Origin of the sequence: Halomonas sp. AOP7-E1-9 (assembly GCF_052376035.1) — a bacterium.
Taxonomy (GTDB): domain Bacteria; phylum Pseudomonadota; class Gammaproteobacteria; order Pseudomonadales; family Halomonadaceae; genus Vreelandella; species Vreelandella citrativorans.
In genome coordinates this window covers 38,949-57,436 of the sequence record NZ_JBQSVC010000009.1, presented here as the reverse complement: position 1 = coordinate 57,436, position 18,488 = coordinate 38,949, and the positions used below count along the sequence as shown (strand labels likewise).

Here is an 18,488-nt window from a genome sequence, read left to right as displayed (position 1 = left end):
GTTATGCGTGGGAGGTTTGCGCCTTGATATAGGCACGCCAGCCACCAAACTCGGTGACATCCTGAGCATCTGTGGTTCCATGCCCTTCGCAGATAAAGCCGTTGATCCAGCGGCCGTCGGCAAGCTCGACACTGCCGATACCCAGCGGCGCGGGGATCAGGTCGACAAACGAGCCAAATTCCGACGCGGCCATTTCCCATACTTCAACAATGATGGCGGCACCGTTTTCGTGAACGCGCTGCAGGCCGGGCTTGGGCGGTACGGTGTTGGGCAGGGCAAACAAGCGGTAATTGGCGGACGTTGTCGTGGACGCCACGCGCCAGGCATGGCGCTCGGTCAGTTGGGTATTCAGCGGCATGCCGGAAAGATGAGCGCCTACCACAGCGACCTGAACGGTGGGGACGGCAAGGGTGGTATGAACGGTTTCCGGCGGGCGTGCCTGGTCAGTGGCACCCAGCGGCGTCGGGTGGGCATTTAGCCAGCGGCTGGCCAGGGTCTGCAGTTCCCGATCCTTCCAGGCGCCGCTCACCAGGGTAACGCCAAAAGGCAGTCCATCGTCGCGGAACCCGGCGGGTACCGCCAATGCGCAAAAATCGGCCAGGTTAACGAAGTTGGTATAGGTGCCGAGCTGGCTATTGAGCGTTAACGGGTCAGCATTAACCGCTTCGATAGTGGGCGCGGTAGGGGCGGTGGGGACTAACAGGCCATCGATATCATCCAAAAGATTATCGATCACCCTAACCAGCTCTTCCTTGCGGTATTGCGCCTTGAACGTATCGGTGGCGCTGTATTTACCCGCGTTACTAATAATGCCGCGCACCACGTCATTCATGTTCTGGGCATGTTCGGCCATGAAGGTTTCCACGGCGGCGTGGCGCTCTGCTACCCACGGCCCTTCATAAAGCAGGGCGGCCAGTTCAAGCATGGGGGCAAAATCAAGTTCGACGAGCGTTACCCCTTCAAGCTTTTGCCATTTTTCCACGGCCGTTTGCCATGCCTTTTCAGCCACCACGTCGCCGAAGAACTGGGGCGACTGGGGAATGGCAAGCCTGGCTAGCGGGCCAGGACGGCGTATGGCCGGGGCATCCAGGGGGAGGGCGCTTGGCGCCTTGCGTGAGAAAGCGTCGGCAGGCTCGAAGCCGGCCATTAGCTCGGCGATCTGCCCGGCATCATTGACAGTCAACGAGAAGATGGAGACACAGTCCAGCGAGCGGCACGCCGGTACTACACCATCAATGCTGAACAGGCCTTTGGTGGGTTTAAGCCCGACCAGGTTATTTAAGCCAGCGGGCACGCGACCGGAGCCTGCCGTGTCGGTACCCAGTGAGAATGGCACTAGCCCGCGTGCCACCACGGACGCCGACCCAGAACTCGAGCCGCCGCTCACCACTTCAGGATTGAAGCTATTGGCCACGGCACCAAACGGCGAGCGGGTACCCACCAGGCCGGTGGCAAACTGATCCAGATTGGTCTTGCCGATGAGTACTGCGCCCGCGGCGCGCAGCTTGTCAATCAGAGCAGCGTCACGGGTGGGTTGATAGGCGTAGGCCGGGCAGCCCGCCGTGGTGGCAAACCCGGTGGCATCAATGTTGTCTTTCGCCGCAAACGGAATGCCGTAAAGCGGCAACTTGTCTATCTTGCCGTCTGCCTCGTCCAGACGTGTTTGAAGTGCTGCCAGGGCATGAGCCAGCCCCTCCTGGTCGAGAAGTGAAATCCAGGCATTGTCGGCACTATCAAGTTTGGCCAGTTGCGTGATCAATTCACCGAGTAAGGCTCCCGGGGTTGCGCCCTCGTTATATGCCTGCCGCCATTGTTCGAGTGTCCAGCCGCGTGTGGTCATCATGTTTGGCCCTTGGTTATCCATGGTCTTGTATACAAGTCATTTTGCAAACCACAGGCCAAGAAAATGCTAAATGTTTTAAAAACAGAAGCTTGGCGATAAAAGGATAAAAATGGACAGTTTTTATGCACTTTTATCGTGCGAATCAGACCGCTTTAGCACCAATGAAGTGCTTTAAGACCCTGAATCAAAGATGGAAAACTCCTGTAAAACAACTTGTATACTTTTTATATGGTTGAATTTTTTATGTTTTTTTAAAGTGTGGAACGCATCGTGCAATGTGCAGGACGAGTTACAGGCGCTTTCAGGCAATTGAGTACACCTGATTAATGACAAATATCTAGCTGCCCGCTTGCAGCTTGGGGATGCGAAACATGAACTTGAAAAAACAGGCACTGCTGGGTCTTTCTGCACTGGCCCTTTCGGTATCGTTTCATGCGTCAGCCAATGATGACCCTATCAAAGTGGGTATCCTTCACTCCCTTTCTGGCACCATGGCTATCAGTGAGTCGACGTTAAAAGACACTGTTGAAATGCTGATCCAGCAGCAGAACGAAGCCGGTGGTCTGCTGGGTCGTCAGCTGGAAGCCGTGGTAGTGGACCCGGCCTCCAACTGGCCGCTGTTTGCCGAACGCGCCCGCGAGCTGCTGGCCCAGTATGAGGTAGACGTGGTGTTCGGCAACTGGACATCGGTATCACGTAAAGCGGTGCTGCCGGTGTTTGAAGAACTCAATGGTCTGTTGTTCTACCCGGTGCAGTACGAGGGAGAAGAGTCGTCTGCAAACGTCTTCTATACCGGTGCCGCGCCCAACCAACAGGCGATTCCCGCTGTCGAGTATTTGATTAACGAAGTCGGCATTGAGCGCTTTGCTCTGGTGGGTACCGACTATGTCTATCCGCGCACCACCAACCGCATTCTCGAAGCGTTTCTGAAAGATGAGCACGGCGTGGCAGGCGACGACATCATGGTCAACTACACGCCCTTCGGCCACTCCGACTGGCAGAACATCGTCTCCGAGATTCGTCGCTTCGGTGAAGAGGGCAAGTCTACCGCGGTGATCTCGACCATCAACGGCGACGCCAACGTGCCGTTCTACCGCGAGCTTGCCAACCAGGGTATTGATGCCGCTGATATTCCAGTGATTGCGTTTTCGGTAGGTGAGCAGGAGCTTTCCGGTATCGACACTGCGCCGCTCGTTGGCCATCTGGCTGCCTGGAACTACTTCATGAGCGTGGATACCGATGACAACTACGACTTTATCGACGCCTGGATCGATTACACCGGCGACGAAGAAACCGTCACCAATGACCCCATGGAAGCGCACTACATTGGCTTCAACATGTGGGCCGAAGCGGTGCGTAAAGCGGGTACTACCGATGTCGATTCGGTAAAAGACGCCATCATCGGTGTGACCGTACCCAACCTTTCCGGTGGCTATGCGGCGATGATGCCTAACCACCACATCACCAAGCCAGTGCTGATTGGTGAAATTCAGGACAATGGCCAGTTCGACATCGTTTGGCAAACGCCCTCAACGGTAGCGGGTGATGCCTGGTCTGATTACCTGCCCGGCTCGCGTGATCTGATTGCCGATTGGCGCAAGCCCATGGAGTGCGGCAACTTTAACGTCGTGAACGGCTCGTGCGGTGGCAGCACCGCCGCTGAAGAAGCCGAAGCGGCACTCGCCGAGTAATTAACTGCGCTAAAACATCTCCCTTGCCGCGCCCCGGCGCGGCAAGGAGCACGCTACCTTCTCACCTGGATAACCAAAGGAAGAACCCTATGAGGCGTTTCCTTTCCTTGGCGATGCTCTGCTGCCTGCTGTTGGGGGTCACCCTCACCGCGCAGGCACAAACAAACACCGCCAATTCCTCACCTAATGATACCGCTGCGCTTGCGCTTCTTGACGCACTGGATGTTGATTCTTACCGCGATAAAGGCGAGGCCATCACCGCCATTTTACAAAGCGACGACGAGCGCGCCCGTGATTGGCTGCAGGCCCTGCTGGATGGCCGCTTGCAGCGTGCCGACGATGGTCAATTTGTTGTCGTACTCGATAACAGTGGCCGCGAGTGGCCGGTGGCAGACGCCTTGACGAATGAACCGCTGGGTGAAATGTCACGTCGCGATCTGGACCGCGTGGGCATCAATAACGCCCTGCGTAACCAGCTGCGCAGTGCGATTGCCGTGGTGGATCTCTACTCGCCCAATCTGGAACGCCGCCGCACCTCCGCCGCTCGACTGCTGGGCGAAGTGGACAGCGAGCTGGTCGAACCGATCAATGAACTGATACTGGAAGAAGACGATAGTCAGGTGCGCACCCGGCTAAGCCAGGCGGTGGCGATTTATCGCGCCGAGCAGGGAGAAATGGCCGGCGTCGAGGCGCTTACCGGCAGCCTGCATCCCCGTGCTCGGGTGGCTCTGAACCGCGCAGCCAATGGCGACGACCCGGTAGTTGCGGATGCCGCCCGCGCCGCGCTTGTCAGCGTGGAACAGAACCTGAAAATCAACCGTGGGGTTGAAACGCTCTACTTTGGCTTGAGCCTGGGGTCGGTACTGGTACTGGCCGCCATTGGTCTGGCGATTACCTTTGGCGTGATGGGTGTGATCAACATGGCCCACGGCGAGCTGATGATGCTGGGTGCTTACACTACCTGGATGATGCAGCAGCTATTGCCCGGCCAGCCGGGGCTGGCGCTGGTGCTATCCATCCCGGCCGGCTTTCTGGTCGCCGCCCTCGTGGGTGTCGCGATTGAGCGCAGCGTTATTCAGTTTCTGAAAGGCCGCCCGCTGGAAACGCTGCTCGCCACTTTCGGTATCAGCCTGATTCTGCAGCAGCTGGTACGCACCGGCATCTCACCGCTTAACCGCACGGTGATTACCCCTGAGTGGATGAGCGGCTCGCTGGTGATCAACGATGCGCTGTCGCTAACCATTAACCGCATGGTGGTGCTCATCTTTGCCTTGGTCGTTTTCGCCGCGTTGATGCTGATTATGCGCCGCACGCGCCTGGGGCTTGAAGTGCGTGCCGTGACCCAGAACCGCGCCATGGCACGCTCCATGGGCATCCGTGCGACACGTGTGGATATCATGACGTTTGCGCTGGGTTCGGGGGTTGCCGGGCTTGCCGGGGTCGCGCTTTCCCAGCTCACCAACGTGGGGCCGAACCTCGGCCAGAACTACATCATCGATTCGTTCATGGTGGTGGTATTCGGCGGTGTGGGCAATCTGTGGGGGACGCTGGTGGCCGGGCTGTCGCTGGGCGTGATCAACCAGGTGCTGGAGCCCTGGGCGGGCGCGGTGCTGGCCAAGATTATCGTACTGGTGTTTATCATCCTGTTTATTCAAAAACGCCCGCGTGGACTCTTCCCGCAGAAGGGCCGGGCTGCGGAGGGCTAACCCATGATGACACGATCTTTTTCAAAACCGTCACTTTCAACAACCCCGTCACCATCAAGCCAGTTTTGGCTCACCCGCCCGTTTGGCGAGCGCGCCACGCAGATTTTCCTGGGCGTGTTGTTGGCTGCGCTGCTGCTCGTCACGGTGCTGCATACCGTGGTGCCTCAAGGTAGCCCGCTGCACGTTAACGCCTACACGGTTAACCTGTTCGGCAAGTACTTAAGCTATGCGCTGCTTGCCGTTGCGGTGGATCTGGTGTGGGGTTATCTGGGCATTTTAAGCCTGGGCCACGGCGCATTTTTTGCCATTGGAGGCTATGCCATGGGCATGTACCTGATGCGCCAGATTGGTGACCGGGGCACCTACGGCCACCCGGAGCTGCCGGATTTCATGGTTTTCCTGAGCTGGGACAGCCTGCCCTGGTACTGGCAGGGCTTTGATATGGCCTGGTTCTCGTTTGCCATGGTGCTGCTGGCGCCGGGGCTTCTGGCACTGGTGTTCGGCTTTCTGGCGTTTCGCTCGCGGGTTACCGGGGTGTATCTCTCAATTATTACCCAGGCGCTTACCTTTGCGCTGATGCTGGCGTTCTTTCGTAACGAAATGGGCTTTGGCGGCAACAACGGCCTGACCGATTTTCGCGAGATTTTAGGCTTTAACCTACGCAGCAACGACACACGTCTGGGGCTTTTCCTGGCCACCGGCGTCGCACTCGCGCTGAGCTATATCCTGTGCCGGGCGATTGTTTCCAGCAAGCTGGGCCGGGTGTGTGTGGCCACACGGGATGCTGAAGCGCGTACGCGCTTTATCGGCTACCGGGTGGAGCGCTTTCAGCTGTTTGTGTTTGTGGTTTCCGCGATGATCGCGGGGCTGGCCGGTGCGCTTTACGTGCCTCAGGTGGGCATCATTAACCCCAGCGAGTTCTCCCCGCTGTTCTCCATCGAAATCGTACTCTGGGTTGCACTTGGCGGGCGGGCCACCCTGTATGGCGCGGTCATCGGTGCGATTTTAGTCAACTACGCCAAGACCATCTTTACCGGGGTAATGCCCGATGCCTGGCTGTTTGCCCTGGGCGCGATGTTTGTTCTCGTGACGGTATTTCTACCCAAAGGCGTGGCGGGGCTTCTGCGTAAGCGCCGCCGTGCCGCTACATCAGACAGCGCGGGTACTCAGGAGGCTATCGTATGAGTTTGCTGCAATCACTCAAAGCCCGCGACCGGGTGTTTGACTTTATGGCGCCAGACGCCTCGCCAGTTGATGTTCGCCATGGCCCGATTCTGTATATGGAAGACGTCACGGTAAGCTTTGATGGCTTCAAGGCGATCAACAACCTCAACTTGACCATCGATGACGGCGAACTGCGCTGCATTATCGGCCCCAATGGCGCGGGTAAAACCACCATGATGGATATCATCACCGGCAAGACGCGGCCCACCGAGGGCAGCGTTTGGTTCGGCAGCCGCCATAATTTGCTTCATATGAACGAGCCGGAGATCGCGAGCCTCGGCATCGGGCGCAAGTTTCAAAAGCCCACGGTGTTTGAAGCGCTAAGCGTGTTTGAAAACCTGGAGCTTGCCATGGCGACTGACAAACGAATATTGCCCACGCTAACGGCGCGCATGACCGGCGAAATCAAGGACCGCATCGACGAAGTGCTGCAAACCATCGGCTTGGTGCCACTGCGCTATCAGCCCGCCGGGATCCTCTCTCATGGTCAAAAACAGTGGCTGGAAATTGGCATGCTGCTGATGCAGCGCCCTCGCTTGCTGCTGGTGGATGAGCCGGTCGCGGGGATGACCGAGCAGGAAATGGAGCGTACAGCCGAACTGCTGACCGGTTTGGCGGGTAAGCAGTCGGTGGTCGTCGTGGAACACGATATGGGTTTTGTGCGCTCAATTGCCCGCAAGGTGACCGTGCTTCACCAAGGAAGTGTGCTGGCCGAAGGCAGCATGGATCAGGTCTCAAGCGACCCCAACGTAGTCGAAGTGTACCTGGGTGCTGACGACGAGGAGGCTGCCTGATGCTGGCAATTGAAAAGCTCAACCAGTTTTATGGGGAAAGCCATACGCTATGGGATCTGGACCTGGACGTACCCGCTGGCCAGTGCACCTGCGTGATGGGCCGCAACGGAGTGGGTAAAACCACGCTGATGAAAGCCATCATGGGCGAAGTGGCGGTAAAAAGTGGCCAGTTGCGCTACCAGGCGAGCAGCGAAGCGGTTGAGCTAACCCAAAAAGCCGTGGAAGCGCGCTCGCGGCTGGGCATTGGCTTTGTACCGCAAGGGCGGCAGATTTTTCCGCTACTCACCGTAGAAGAGAATCTGCGTACCGGCCTTGCCGCACGCAGCGACGGACTAAAAAAAATCCCCGAGCGTATCTATGAACTGTTTCCAGTGCTCAAGGAGATGAAGCACCGCCGCGGCGGTGACTTATCCGGCGGGCAACAGCAGCAGCTTGCCATTGGCCGAGCGCTGGTAATCGAGCCCAAACTCTTGATTCTGGATGAGCCGGGGGAGGGCATTCAGCCCAATATCGTCGCGCAAATTGGCCAGGTGATTCGCCAGCTGATTGCCGAAGACGCCCTAACGGTGCTGCTGGTCGAGCAGAAGCTGCCCTTTGCGCGCAAATACGCCGACCGCTTTGTGATAATGGACCGCGGCCGCCCGGTGGCCAAAGGTGATATCAGCGAGCTTTCCAACGAGCTGATCAAGCAGCACCTAACGGTTTAAGTTATCCACACCTACGCCCGCTCGGCGAGCGTAGGTGGGGAGGTTTTACGGAGTTAGTAGTGAAAAATATTCGGTGTTATGGCATTAGCACCGCTTGTTACAGTCGTCTAGAAGTCCAGTGAGGCCGAAAACATAAAGGTGCGGGGGGCGCCTAATGCGAGGCTTGAGAGTTGTGGCATTGCCCAGTACGTTTTATCGGTCACATTGTTAACAGTGGCACGCAGTGTGAGTGGATAGCCGGAAAGGTTAGAGGCGTAGCGTGCTCCAACGTCATAAATAGTGTGTCCGGGTACTGATAGGGAGTTGTCACTATTAATGTACTGCTCTGACATCGCGGTGGCATTAGCGGTCAGTGTCAGCCCTGGTGCTACGGATAGATCCCATTCAGTGCCTAGCTTGGCTTGCAGGTCTGGTACGCCGGTTGCCTGATTGCCTTGTTCTTCATCGCTCGCGGCGCGCGTGATTTCTGGGTTTACATAAGCGATGCCCCCCATCAGGCGCAGGTTGCTGAGAGGACTGCCGAAGAAACTCCACTCCACTCCTCGGTTCCGCTGCTCGCCCCCAACCGAGAAGATATTGGTTGCCAGGTCGGTGTAGCTGCTGGGCCGCTTTATTTCATACAGGCTAAGCGTGTGTGAAAAATCACCCAGATCAAGTTTCACGCCAACCTCGCTCTGTTTGGTCTTGTAAGGCTCGAACACCTCACCAGCGTTGGCGGCAGTCATAGGTGCCGTGGCCCCCTGGCTGAGCCCCTCGATATAGTTGGCGTAGAGCGATACCTGGTCGGTCGCTTTGAAAAGTAGTGCTGCGGCGGGTGTGACCGCGCTTTCATCATAGCGGGAGATACGTGTGCCGGTCATCACGCTGTAGGTGTCGCTCACCACTTCCTGGCGTCGGGCGCCGAGCGTCAGCTGTATGCGATCATCGGCAAACGAGAGCGTGTCTGCCAAACCGTAGCTGTTCAAGCGTAGCTCTGTATGCATGATGTGCGGTGTAATGAAATCAGCGGCGGGGCCCCATTGCGGATTGTATAGGTTGGTGATCCAGTCCGCATCGGGAACGCTTCTGCGCCCGTAATCGTGCTGCTCGTGCTCATAATGGGTGGCATTGACGCTGATGTCGTGACTGACAGCGCCGGTCTGGAAGTGACCGCGAACCCCGACTTCCGCCGATGTTTTTTCGACATCGAAGGCAAGCTGACCAACGCTTGTGCGATAGTTGCCTTGATCATCAAGCACCTGGGCTGACATGGCACCGTTGTAGGTGTAATTGGTTTCGCTTTGACCTATTGACGCGTACCCCATGATCTCGTCGGTAAAGTCGAATTCGCCACGCAATATGGCCCCCTTGTCGCGCGTGTCGGCAAAGGCCCAGTCCGGGTTGATCAGTGTATCGGGGGCGGGAGGCGTCGGAACTGCCAGGCCGGGGGCCAGGTTGATACCTCGAGCGGGTCCATCAATATGGTCGTCCGCACTGTACAAGTCGGCTGATAGTCGAGCGTGATCACCGCGCCAGTCCAACCCCAGAGAGCCCATTTGAACCTTTGGTGTCTGGTTATCCACAGCCCCCTCGCCGTCGCGGTATACGCCGTTAACGCGAACGCCAAACTGCTGGTCGTCACCCAGGCGTCGGCCGACATCAAGGTGCCCGCCAATCTGGGCGTCGGACATATACGTGGTGGTGAAACGCGTCAACGGTTCATCGCCAGCCCGTTTGGGAACCAGGTTAATGGCACCGCCAACGGAGCCACCTGGCGGCATCCCGTTGAGTAGTGCCGAAGGCCCCTTGAGCACCTCGATACGCTCGAACATTTCTGGAGACGTACGGTAGTAGGGGGCCATCCCGGCCAGACCACCGAACGTGACGTCACGTGTGCTGGCGTCAAAACCACGGATCGAATAGGTTTCGCTCCAGGCACTGGTGACGCCGTTGCTGAAGACACTCGGATCCGTCGCTGCAATTACATCGGTAATACTCTGAGCTTGTTGATCCTGGATAAAGCGATCCGTATAGCTGATGGCATTGAAAGGCGTCTCCATGAAGTCTCTTTTCCCCAGGAAGCCCGCCCGGTTGCTGTAGGTGACTTGGCCGCCGGCATACGTATCGTTAACGGATGTCGCTTCTCCGTGTACGGTGATGGGTGCTAGGGCAGTAGTACTGCGGGTCTCGGTCTCCTGGGCCTGTGCGAGAGCTTGTGAAGACAGCAGCATGACAGCACTCGCGCTCAGAGCGAGCAGAAATGCGCTCCTGACGAGCGATAAAGGGTTTGAGCAAGAGGCGCAATGTAGTGCTCTCGTCGGCTGTAGGGGACGGTGGTGGCAATGTAAGGGCATGTCGATCTCCATTTTTAAACACAGAGGAACTACACCGCTTCAATTGAGCGCCTGTTAAAAGGCGCATTGAAGCAGTCGATGAAAGCGTTTTTTTAGGTGCTTTAGTGCTTTAGTGCTATGGTCTGCTAGTGCCGGTAGCCGTCGATAATGTCATCCGCGATGATCGCCAGAGCGCTGACGCTGGCGGCGGTGACATACCAGGCTTCGGGGTCGACAAAGACCACCCGGTCATTTCGCCAGGCGTTAGTTTGGCGTAATAGGGGGTTGGCCAGGCTGTCGGTACTCATGGTGGGCCGGTGCTCCATTACGGCAGTACGATCCACGACATAGATGATGTCGGGGTCGGCCTGCTGGATGAATTCGCTAGAAACCGGCTGGCCGTGCAGGCCGGTATCGATGTCGGGAGCGGCGGGGGCAACGCCGAATTCAGTGAAGATGAAGCCGTAGCGTGACTGCACGCCAAAGGAGTGGAAGGCCCCATTATTATGCAGCAGGATAAGGGCTTTCTCAGGGCGGCCTTGGGTAACACGCCGGACCTCCTCGACGGTATGAACCAGCTCGGCTGCCCGCTGACGGGCCAATTTCTGTTTGCCAAAGATCTGCCCAAGATCCATGAGATGATCCATGACAACGTCAATGTGGTTGGTCTGACTGTTGCGGTAATCCACGTCAAAGTGCAGCGTGGGTGCGATCTGAGTCAGCTCGTTATAGTCGTTGGCCTGTAACGACGTCATAAGAATGAGGTCAGGGTTAGCGCGATGCACTCGCTCAAGGTTAGGGCGTACGATAGCGCCCAGATCTTCAATCGTCGGGTCGTCTCGATACTTCTCCAGAAAATGGGGAATAAAGTCCTTTGGCATGCCCACCACCGGAACGTCCAACTGATCCAGAAAATCGACTTCATTCATGTCTAATGCCGCTACCCGGTGTGGACGGTGATCGATCACGGTGCTTCCCAGCGCGTGGTGAATCGTGATCGGTGTTATGGCCTCCTGTGCGGACATATTGTTGGCTGAGGGCTGATCGCACCCTTGTAGCAACGCCACCAAGGCGAGTGGGAGAAGGCGTGCCAAGCGGTTGTTTAGAGATCGTTTCATTCCAGGTTTCCTGAGGGCTTGAAGTAATTACATAGATAACCGCGTTCGTTATGGGCGATGTCGAACTTCAGTCCGTAAAGCTCACTCAAGCGCCGTTCGGTGATGACGTCGGTGACGTTGCCATCGCAGTGCACTTCCCCATCCTTCATGGCGACGATGTAATCGGAGTAGTTGGCGGCAAAGTTGATGTCATGAACGACCAGGATGACCGTTCGTCCATGCTCGTCGCAGAGACGGCGAAGAGCCTGCATGATCTGAACGGCATGTTTGATATCGAGGTTATTCAGTGGCTCGTCGAGCAGCAGGTAATCGGTTTGCTGTGCAATGGTCATGGCCAGGAACGCCATCTGGCGTTGGCCGCCGCTGAGCTCGTTCAGATAAGCACCGCGTAGTGCCGTCAGCGATAGAAACGACAGGGCGTCGTCAATCACACGATGGTCGTGCCGAGTGAGTGTGCCACGGCTATAGGGAAAGCGGCCAAAGGCGACCAACTCCTCGACGGTCAGGCGTAGGTTGAACTCAGGCGTCTGGCGTAGCGTGGCCACCTGCCTGGCATACTCGCTGATGGGAATGCGCGTTACCTGGGAGCCGTCGAGTCGAATATCCCCCCGAGAGGGCTTAAGTAGTCTCGCGAGCATCATCAGAAGCGTCGTCTTACCCGCGCCGTTGGGGCCCACCAGGGACGTCAACTGACCTGATGGAAAGCAGAGATTGATCGCCGATAGCACCGAACGGTCGCCGTAGGTTTTATGAAGGTCTTGAACCGTGATCATGCTGCGCCTCGCGTACGCACCATCAGCGACAGGAAGTAAGCCCCACATACGAGGTTGACGAGGATGCCGACGGTGGTTGTGTAGTTGAAGAGATGTTCGACCAGCAGTTGGGCGAGGATGAAAAGGGCGATGGCGAGGGCACAACCCACCGGTAGCGTGACCCGATGACGGTAAGTGCCTGCAAGCGCATAGGCCGTATTGGCCACGAAAATGCCCATGAACGCCGTGGGGCCAAGCAGGCTGGTCGATACAGCCACCAGCGAGGCGATCAGAAAGAGCTGGTGTTGCACGCAGCGTCGATAATCGATGCCAAGTGACATGGCCTGCTCTCTGCCCAGCAAGAGCACATCTAGCATTGGGAGGCTTTTCAGTCCCACCAGACAAATCGCGGCCACGATCAGTGTGGCGTATAGCAGTTGTGTGGTGCTGGCGTTACCGAAAGCGGCTTGGCTGTAACCCATCAGAATGGAAAACTCGCCTGGACTCATTTTGAGCTGAACGAACTGTGTGAAAGTGGTAATGACCATTGTCAGTACCAGTCCTACCAGCAGCAGGAAATAGACATTGTCTCTGCCGTCTCTAAACAGCCATCGATGCAGCGTCCAGGAGTAGCCAAGCATCAGCAGGACCGAGAGTGCGGCGTTGCCATGCTCGCCGAGCACCATCAGACTGTGGGTGCCCAGCACCAGCATCAACAGGGCCTGAAACAGCAGATAGACGGCCTCATAGCCCATGATGGCAGGCGTTAATATCCGGTTACCGGTAAGGCTCTGAAACGTAATGGCGGACCAGGCGACACAAATGCCACCGATCACCATGGTGGCCAAGCGCTCAAGTCGTTTCGGTATCACATACTCGAAGTCGAAACCGGAGCGTACAAAGACAAAAGCGAGCGCAAGAGCGATCACGGCCGCCCAAACGGTGTGGCGAGCTTTGATAGTCATCACTGTGCCCTCCTGACAATCAGGATCAGAAACAGCACGCCTCCGACACAAGCCGACGTTAAGCCGATGGGCACTTCAAAGGGATAGATCAGCAGGCGTCCCGCAATGTCGCAGACCAGCAGCAGTGTTGCCCCCGACAGTGCTACGGCGGGTAGGGTGCGAGCCAGGTTATCGCCGTAGTAGAGCGCTACCAGATTGGGAACCACTAATCCGACAAAGGGGATGGCGCCCACCGCGATGACCGTGACCGAGACAGTAATGGCCACCAGCATCAGCCCAATGGCGGAGGTGACGAGATAGTTCACGCCTAAACTCGTCGCCATGTCTTCGCCCATGCCCAGCACCGTGAAGCGATGAGCGTAGACGTAGGCGAGCACAACGACCGGCAGGATTAGGTAGATGATTTCGTAATGGCCCTGGACGATCTTTGAAAAATCTCCCAGCAGCCAGCCCTGCATGCTTTGCAGGATGTTATGGCGGTAGGCGTAGAACTCGGCTAGGGCGCTTAGCACGCCGCCGTACATCAAACCGATGACGGGAACCAGTACCGTGTTGGTGAACTTGATGCGGCGAACGATAGCGATAAAGACAACATTCGCAGCGAAGCAGAAGAGCAGGGCTGCAAGCATTCGTGATCCAGCGCCAGCCGTAGGCATTAGAGACAGCGATACGAGAATGCCCAGTTTGGCGGCATCAAGCCCACCCGAGGTGGCGGGCTCCACGAACTTATTGCGCACGATATGCTGCAAAATCACACCGCAAATCGCGAGGCCCACTCCGGTCAAGGACACCGTGATCAGGCGCGGCAGTCGGCTGGCCGTCAACGTCAACCAAGCATCATCTGACAGGGTGATAAGTTGGTACCCGCTTATCTGCCGCGCGCCTGTCAGTAATGACATCCCGCACAGCAATACAAACAGGAGAGGCAGATACACGCGCATCACTGTGAGGTTTCTCCCGTTTTATCCGGGGTGATGCGCCACCCTTTGGTGGTTTGGCGTTGGTCAAGAAACGTGGCGTATCGCCCCTGCTGAGCGAGCAGTTCATCGGGCGCGCCTTGCTCAATGATGCGTCCGTCATCTAGCACGATGATCTGATCAGCCATGCTCACCGTAGAGAGTTGGTGGGCGATCACCAATAGCGTACGTTGGCCTCTCAGTCGCACCAGCGCCTGGGTAATGATGGCTTGATTTTCCGCATCCAGTGCGGCAGTCGCTTCATCCACCAGCAGAATGGGCGCATTCTTAATGAGTGCTCGGGCGATGGCGATACGCTGCCGTTCGCCGCCGGAAAGGCGGGCGCCTCCCTCGCCCACTGGTGTGTCCAATCCTTGGGGCAGGCGTTCGACGATCTCGATGACACCGGCCAGACGCACGGCGTCCATCAGGTCGGCATCGCTGGCGTCGGGATGGCCAAAGCGAATATTGTCAGCAATGCTGCCGGCAAACAGGTAGCTCTCCTGGAAGATCTGGCTGACGTGATCCGCCAGCTGGGTACTAGACATATCGCGGACGTCCACGCCGCCGACGAGCACACTACCGTGATCTGCATCGAAAAATCTCGCGACCAGGCGCGCCAGAGTGGTCTTGCCTGAACCTGACTCACCGATCAATGCGGTCATGCTACCGGGCGTGATAGATAGGCTAACCCCGTTGAGCACGTCGGGCTCATGCGGCGCATAGCGAAAGCGGACGGCTCTCAATTCGATGGAGGCATCGCGCGGTGGCTGAGGGACCGTTGGCTCGGTTAGGGGGGCAGCGTCGAAAATCGCCTGGATCTCTTCGAGTTGCCCCCTTGCACTACGCAAAATGTCGCTGTGTTGAGCGATGTCCAGCAGCGGTTCGACGAACCGGCTTACCAGTACCAGCGCAATGATGACGCTTATAATGCTCGCTGCCGTCAGTGATCCTTCCAAAAGCGTATTGATCCACAGGGTTGTGACGATCAGCAGCACGGCAAAGACTGTCTGCACTGCCCAGGCATTGAGCAGCGCCGAAAGTGCCGATAGGCAAGCCAGCCTTGTTCCCGAGCGGTGCTGTTGTTCCATGGCCTGTTCTAAGAAGCGTGTGCTGTGGTTGTTCCCACTAAAGGCGCGTAAGACTGTCTGGGCACTGGCGAACTCGACCATGCGCTGACTGGTATCAGAAAAGTGTTGCTGGAAGGCCCTGTCGGCATGCTGGGCAAGCTTGGCGGTGAGTAATAAAACCCCCAAAAGTAGCGGCAGCGCGACCAGCGCCGCAATGCCCAGCGGTGCATGCAACACCAATAGCGCGGCAAGGAGAACGATAGGCGTGACAAGCCCGCTGATCACCGGTGTAAAGACGTGAGCAGGAAGCTGGGCCACCGCCATCATACCCTGCGTGGTTACATGGCTAAGGCGCGCGGTATTTGTCGCGGTAAACCAGCCAACCGGCAGATGGATCACGTGTTCGCCAAGGCGATGGCGGCCCGACTGCAAGATGGCGACGCCGACACGGACGCCTGCCTGCTCCACGTGCCATCGCACTCCCCAACAGATTAGGATGCCGAAAAGCAGCACTACTAGCCATGTGGTGGCCACACTGAGTTGGCCAATCAGGAGGTAATAGAGAAGAGGGATAAGGGCCAAGATGGTCAGACCGCTTAGCACACCATAGACAGTGACCAGACCGAGATAGCGACGCAAGAGCGCGGTGTCTTCGCCAAGCAGTTGATTGAGCATTTTCAGCACGCTGCCACCTTCGATTCCAGTGAGTTTGTTTTCTCTTCCAGTGCCCAAAGGCGAGCATAAAGGTCATTGCTGGCCAGTAGCTGGTCGTGATTGCCTTGCTCAGCAACCGTGCCGCCATCGAGTACCAGAATATGGTCGGCGTGGATGATCGACTTTAGGTGATGCGAAATAATCACAAGCGTCCGCCCCCGGGTTAAACGCGACAGAGCCTGCTGGATGGCCAGCTCATTGCTGGCGTCAACCGCTGCTGTCGGCTCGTCCAGCACCAATAGAGGCGGATCAAGTAACATGGCGCGGGCAATACTGACGCGCTGTTGCTCGCCACCTGACAGTTGAATATCCTCGCCAACCATCGATCGATAGCCGTTAGGGAGTGCGGCGATACGTTCGTGAATATTCGCCGCGCGAGCGGCATCCTCGATTTCCTGTTGGCTGGCCGAAGGGCGGCCCAACGCAATGTTGTCTCGAATGCTGGCATGGATCAGACGCACGTCCTGCAGAACAAAACCAATCCGCTGGTAGAGCGTTGACATCTCAAGATGGCGCAGATCCACCCCGCCTAACGTAATGCGCCCATGGGTGGGGTCAAAAAAGCGCAGCATCAGGCGTGCCAGGGTGGATTTGCCTGCCCCCGAAGGGCCAACAATCGCCGTAACGCTGCCAGGTGCAAGAGTAAAGTGCAGGTTCGATAGCCCGTTTTGGGCATTGTTATAGACGTAACTGACATTTTCAAAGCGAACTTCATGATCGTTGGGGAGCTGGCACTCACTGGAGGGGATTGATGGCAATACCGGCGTTTCAAGCAGTGCCATGACGCGTTGGGCGGCGCCAACGGCACTGCCTAAGTCGTGCAGCAAGGTATGCAGCAGCAGTAACGGAGCACAGATACCGGGGGCTACTAGAATGAATGGCAACAGATCGACCGGTTCTGACCAGCCGTTGGCGACGCAAAATATGCCAACCGTGAGCGCCAGTCCCAATATCGTCACCGTTGTCACCATCGCATGAACATGTGCCATAGAAGCGACCAGAGGGCGGGTAAATTGCTCAAATGCATGGGCAAAGCTATCCACTGCTGCTTGGTAGCCACGATAGGCTTGTCCGGTCGTACCGAAGGCCTTGACGACGGGAATGCCGCAGACAAATTCATTAATGGCGTTATTCATGCGCTCAAGCTGGGCAATAAACTCACCCATATTGGCTTTGCTGGCTTGCATGAGTCGGCGCAGGAAAAGAAAGAAACCGGGAAGAGGCAGTAACGTAATAACGGCGATTTTCCAATCCAGCATGATCAGGTAGACCACCGAGATCAGTAAGGCGCCAAACGCGCGTCCTACCGCCGTGTAAAAGTGCGCGGTCAGGCTGTGCAGCGTCGCAATATCGTCTTGCATCGCCTGTTTTACGTCGCCGGATGCGCGGCTGGTAAACCAGCCAAGCGGTGCTTGGGACAAGCGTCGCATAACAGCCAAGCGTAGCTGGTAGGTGAGTTTGTTATCCGCCAGGTGCGCTACCAGCTCGCCGAGAAACATGCACCCCATGCCGACAAAGAGGCTCACGATGCTGGCTGCTACCACCCAGCCAATTTCACGCATGCTGGCGGTTGATAACTCCCAGGCGGCGCCTGGATCAGACACAAGAATCTTGGCGATATGTGCCATACCGGCAAGCGGCACCATCGTTAATATCGTGCCGATGCCCGCCAGCATTGCCGCGGCAAAAAGCCGTGTGCGTATAGGGGCCAACACTTGGCTGATGGGGCTCTTACCTTGGGATCTCGATGTATCGTGCGTGCTCATGAAGCGTTATGACTCGGCCATAGGGGATTATCGAACCTGCATAGCAGTAGTTTGTAACGAGAATTAGTCGCGTTTAAATAGGCTAATAGATAATTAGTTTCATGGCAATAAACTAATTAATATAATTGCATGCCAATCAACTAATTGACCCTAAAGTGAGTGAGTGGCTAGATAAGGAACGTCAGCGATTAAGGATGCAATATGACCACGCAACAGCCAGTTAAAGCACGCGGGCGGCCGCCTACCATCACGCTTGAGCGTATTGCGAATGCGGGTATCGAAATCGGCCTACCCAACATCACCTTTGTCGGGGTGGCCAGCGCGCTAGGCATCAGCCATATGGCGCTTTATAAGCATGTGCCCAATTTAAAGGCGCTGAAATGCTTAGTGGCCGAAGAAATATTTCAACGTTGGAATATTCCACGAGCTTCCAATGATGCGCCCGGGGAATTGAAAGAGTATCTATCCACTTTTGCCGCATCGATAAGCGAGTTTGTCAAAGCTCACCCAGGATTAACGCCCTATGTGATCCGTCGCTTGGCTGCCACTCAGCCCATGATTGAAAAAAATCGTGCACATCAAAACCATATTGCTGAGGTTTATGATATCTCCCAGGAGCAAGCTCGCTGGCTTCTGGCGACCATAGCTTTTCAATGCTTTTCCGTCGCCGATACGATTTATTCGGTAGTGGGGAAAGAGCCTGTCGAGGGGGCGAGCCGCGGCCTGGAGGAGGCCGAAATGGAGGCGGAATTAGAGGAAGGTATGCGAGCGCTTATTACTGGTGCGCTAGTAATACTGAACGAGCGCTCACGTGGATAGGGCCTTTATAAAAGCGTGCGTCTTCGTCGTTGCAAGTGGCGCCCTGGTCTG

General features: G+C 56.8%; 14 protein-coding genes. 6 read left to right on the top strand and 8 right to left on the bottom strand.

Features of this window, described 5'->3' with window-relative positions; genetic code table 11:
* Position 1: 1 nt before the first annotated feature.
* The gene (gene atzF / locus ACT3R4_RS07455; protein ID WP_441678035.1) at positions 2 to 1,843 is read right to left on the bottom strand and encodes an allophanate hydrolase; all 1,842 of its coding nucleotides are present in this window, start codon (positions 1,841 to 1,843) and stop codon (positions 2 to 4) included.
* A gap of 371 nt (positions 1,844 to 2,214) precedes the next feature.
* Here atzF and urtA point away from each other — a divergent pair, with 371 nt between their 5' ends.
* The 5 genes from urtA to urtE all read left to right on the top strand — a co-directional run bounded on the left by urtA (position 2,215) and on the right by urtE (position 7,965).
* Positions 2,215 to 3,534 carry an urea ABC transporter substrate-binding protein gene (gene urtA, locus ACT3R4_RS07450; RefSeq protein ID WP_441678033.1) on the top strand — a complete coding sequence of 440 codons (1,320 nt, stop codon included), beginning with the start codon at positions 2,215 to 2,217 and terminating at the stop codon, positions 3,532 to 3,534.
* Positions 3,535 to 3,623: 89 nt separating this feature from the next.
* Positions 3,624 to 5,240, top strand: a complete 1,617-nt coding sequence (urtB, locus tag ACT3R4_RS07445) for an urea ABC transporter permease subunit UrtB (protein ID WP_192538649.1) — start codon at positions 3,624 to 3,626, stop codon at positions 5,238 to 5,240.
* A gap of 6 nt (positions 5,241 to 5,246) precedes the next feature.
* Positions 5,247 to 6,425: an urea ABC transporter permease subunit UrtC gene (urtC, locus tag ACT3R4_RS07440; protein ID WP_192538662.1), complete on the top strand. Its 1,179-nt coding sequence runs from the start codon at positions 5,247 to 5,249 to the stop codon at positions 6,423 to 6,425.
* Entirely contained in the window at positions 6,422 to 7,258 is an 837-nt protein-coding gene (urtD, locus tag ACT3R4_RS07435) for an urea ABC transporter ATP-binding protein UrtD (RefSeq protein ID WP_192538648.1), read from the top strand. Before urtC ends, urtD begins: the two co-directional genes overlap by 4 nt.
* On the top strand, positions 7,258 to 7,965 hold the full coding sequence (urtE, locus tag ACT3R4_RS07430) for an urea ABC transporter ATP-binding subunit UrtE (RefSeq protein WP_192538647.1): 708 nt from the start codon (positions 7,258 to 7,260) through the stop codon (positions 7,963 to 7,965). The genes urtD and urtE overlap by 1 nt, the downstream gene beginning before the upstream one ends.
* A 107-nt stretch (positions 7,966 to 8,072) precedes the next feature.
* Here the strand turns inward: urtE and ACT3R4_RS07425 are convergent, their stop codons facing one another.
* From ACT3R4_RS07425 to ACT3R4_RS07395, 7 genes are all read right to left on the bottom strand, one after another.
* A complete protein-coding gene (locus ACT3R4_RS07425) occupies positions 8,073 to 10,175 on the bottom strand; it encodes a TonB-dependent receptor (protein ID WP_303393867.1) in 2,103 nt (700 codons plus the stop codon).
* 248 nt (positions 10,176 to 10,423) lie between these two features.
* Positions 10,424 to 11,395 carry a siderophore ABC transporter substrate-binding protein gene (locus ACT3R4_RS07420; protein ID WP_172116955.1) on the bottom strand — a complete coding sequence of 324 codons (972 nt, stop codon included), beginning with the start codon at positions 11,393 to 11,395 and terminating at the stop codon, positions 10,424 to 10,426.
* Positions 11,392 to 12,168: an iron ABC transporter ATP-binding protein gene (locus ACT3R4_RS07415; RefSeq protein WP_087110694.1), complete on the bottom strand. Its 777-nt coding sequence runs from the start codon at positions 12,166 to 12,168 to the stop codon at positions 11,392 to 11,394. Before ACT3R4_RS07415 ends, ACT3R4_RS07420 begins: the two co-directional genes overlap by 4 nt.
* On the bottom strand, positions 12,165 to 13,112 hold the full coding sequence (locus ACT3R4_RS07410) for an iron chelate uptake ABC transporter family permease subunit (RefSeq protein WP_087110697.1): 948 nt from the start codon (positions 13,110 to 13,112) through the stop codon (positions 12,165 to 12,167). Before ACT3R4_RS07410 ends, ACT3R4_RS07415 begins: the two co-directional genes overlap by 4 nt.
* Positions 13,112 to 14,053: an ABC transporter permease gene (locus ACT3R4_RS07405; protein ID WP_087110699.1), complete on the bottom strand. Its 942-nt coding sequence runs from the start codon at positions 14,051 to 14,053 to the stop codon at positions 13,112 to 13,114. The genes ACT3R4_RS07410 and ACT3R4_RS07405 overlap by 1 nt, the downstream gene beginning before the upstream one ends.
* A complete protein-coding gene (locus ACT3R4_RS07400; protein ID WP_225733845.1) occupies positions 14,053 to 15,813 on the bottom strand; it encodes an ABC transporter ATP-binding protein in 1,761 nt (586 codons plus the stop codon). Before ACT3R4_RS07400 ends, ACT3R4_RS07405 begins: the two co-directional genes overlap by 1 nt.
* A 2-nt stretch (positions 15,814 to 15,815) precedes the next feature.
* Positions 15,816 to 17,618 (bottom strand): ABC transporter ATP-binding protein, encoded by a 1,803-nt coding sequence (locus ACT3R4_RS07395; RefSeq protein WP_087110703.1) that lies wholly within the window; start codon positions 17,616 to 17,618, stop codon positions 15,816 to 15,818.
* Positions 17,619 to 17,819: 201 nt separating this feature from the next.
* On the opposite strand from ACT3R4_RS07395, the gene ACT3R4_RS07390 reads away from it, so the two are divergent.
* On the top strand, positions 17,820 to 18,437 hold the full coding sequence (locus tag ACT3R4_RS07390) for a TetR/AcrR family transcriptional regulator (RefSeq protein ID WP_192538645.1): 618 nt from the start codon (positions 17,820 to 17,822) through the stop codon (positions 18,435 to 18,437).
* Positions 18,438 to 18,488: the final 51 nt, after the last annotated feature.

Coding starts and splice junctions, on each gene's coding strand:
- atzF (WP_441678035.1), bottom strand. CDS start 1,843: ATGATGACCACACGCGGCTGGACACTCGAACAATGGCGGCAGGCATAT.
- urtA (WP_441678033.1), top strand. CDS start 2,215: ATGAACTTGAAAAAACAGGCACTGCTGGGTCTTTCTGCACTGGCCCTT.
- urtB (WP_192538649.1), top strand. CDS start 3,624: ATGAGGCGTTTCCTTTCCTTGGCGATGCTCTGCTGCCTGCTGTTGGGG.
- urtC (WP_192538662.1), top strand. CDS start 5,247: ATGACACGATCTTTTTCAAAACCGTCACTTTCAACAACCCCGTCACCA.
- urtD (WP_192538648.1), top strand. CDS start 6,422: ATGAGTTTGCTGCAATCACTCAAAGCCCGCGACCGGGTGTTTGACTTT.
- urtE (WP_192538647.1), top strand. CDS start 7,258: ATGCTGGCAATTGAAAAGCTCAACCAGTTTTATGGGGAAAGCCATACG.
- ACT3R4_RS07425 (WP_303393867.1), bottom strand. CDS start 10,175: ATGCTGCTGTCTTCACAAGCTCTCGCACAGGCCCAGGAGACCGAGACC.
- ACT3R4_RS07420 (WP_172116955.1), bottom strand. CDS start 11,395: ATGAAACGATCTCTAAACAACCGCTTGGCACGCCTTCTCCCACTCGCC.
- ACT3R4_RS07415 (WP_087110694.1), bottom strand. CDS start 12,168: ATGATCACGGTTCAAGACCTTCATAAAACCTACGGCGACCGTTCGGTG.
- ACT3R4_RS07410 (WP_087110697.1), bottom strand. CDS start 13,112: ATGACTATCAAAGCTCGCCACACCGTTTGGGCGGCCGTGATCGCTCTT.
- ACT3R4_RS07405 (WP_087110699.1), bottom strand. CDS start 14,053: ATGCGCGTGTATCTGCCTCTCCTGTTTGTATTGCTGTGCGGGATGTCA.
- ACT3R4_RS07400 (WP_225733845.1), bottom strand. CDS start 15,813: ATGCTCAATCAACTGCTTGGCGAAGACACCGCGCTCTTGCGTCGCTAT.
- ACT3R4_RS07395 (WP_087110703.1), bottom strand. CDS start 17,618: ATGAGCACGCACGATACATCGAGATCCCAAGGTAAGAGCCCCATCAGC.
- ACT3R4_RS07390 (WP_192538645.1), top strand. CDS start 17,820: ATGACCACGCAACAGCCAGTTAAAGCACGCGGGCGGCCGCCTACCATC.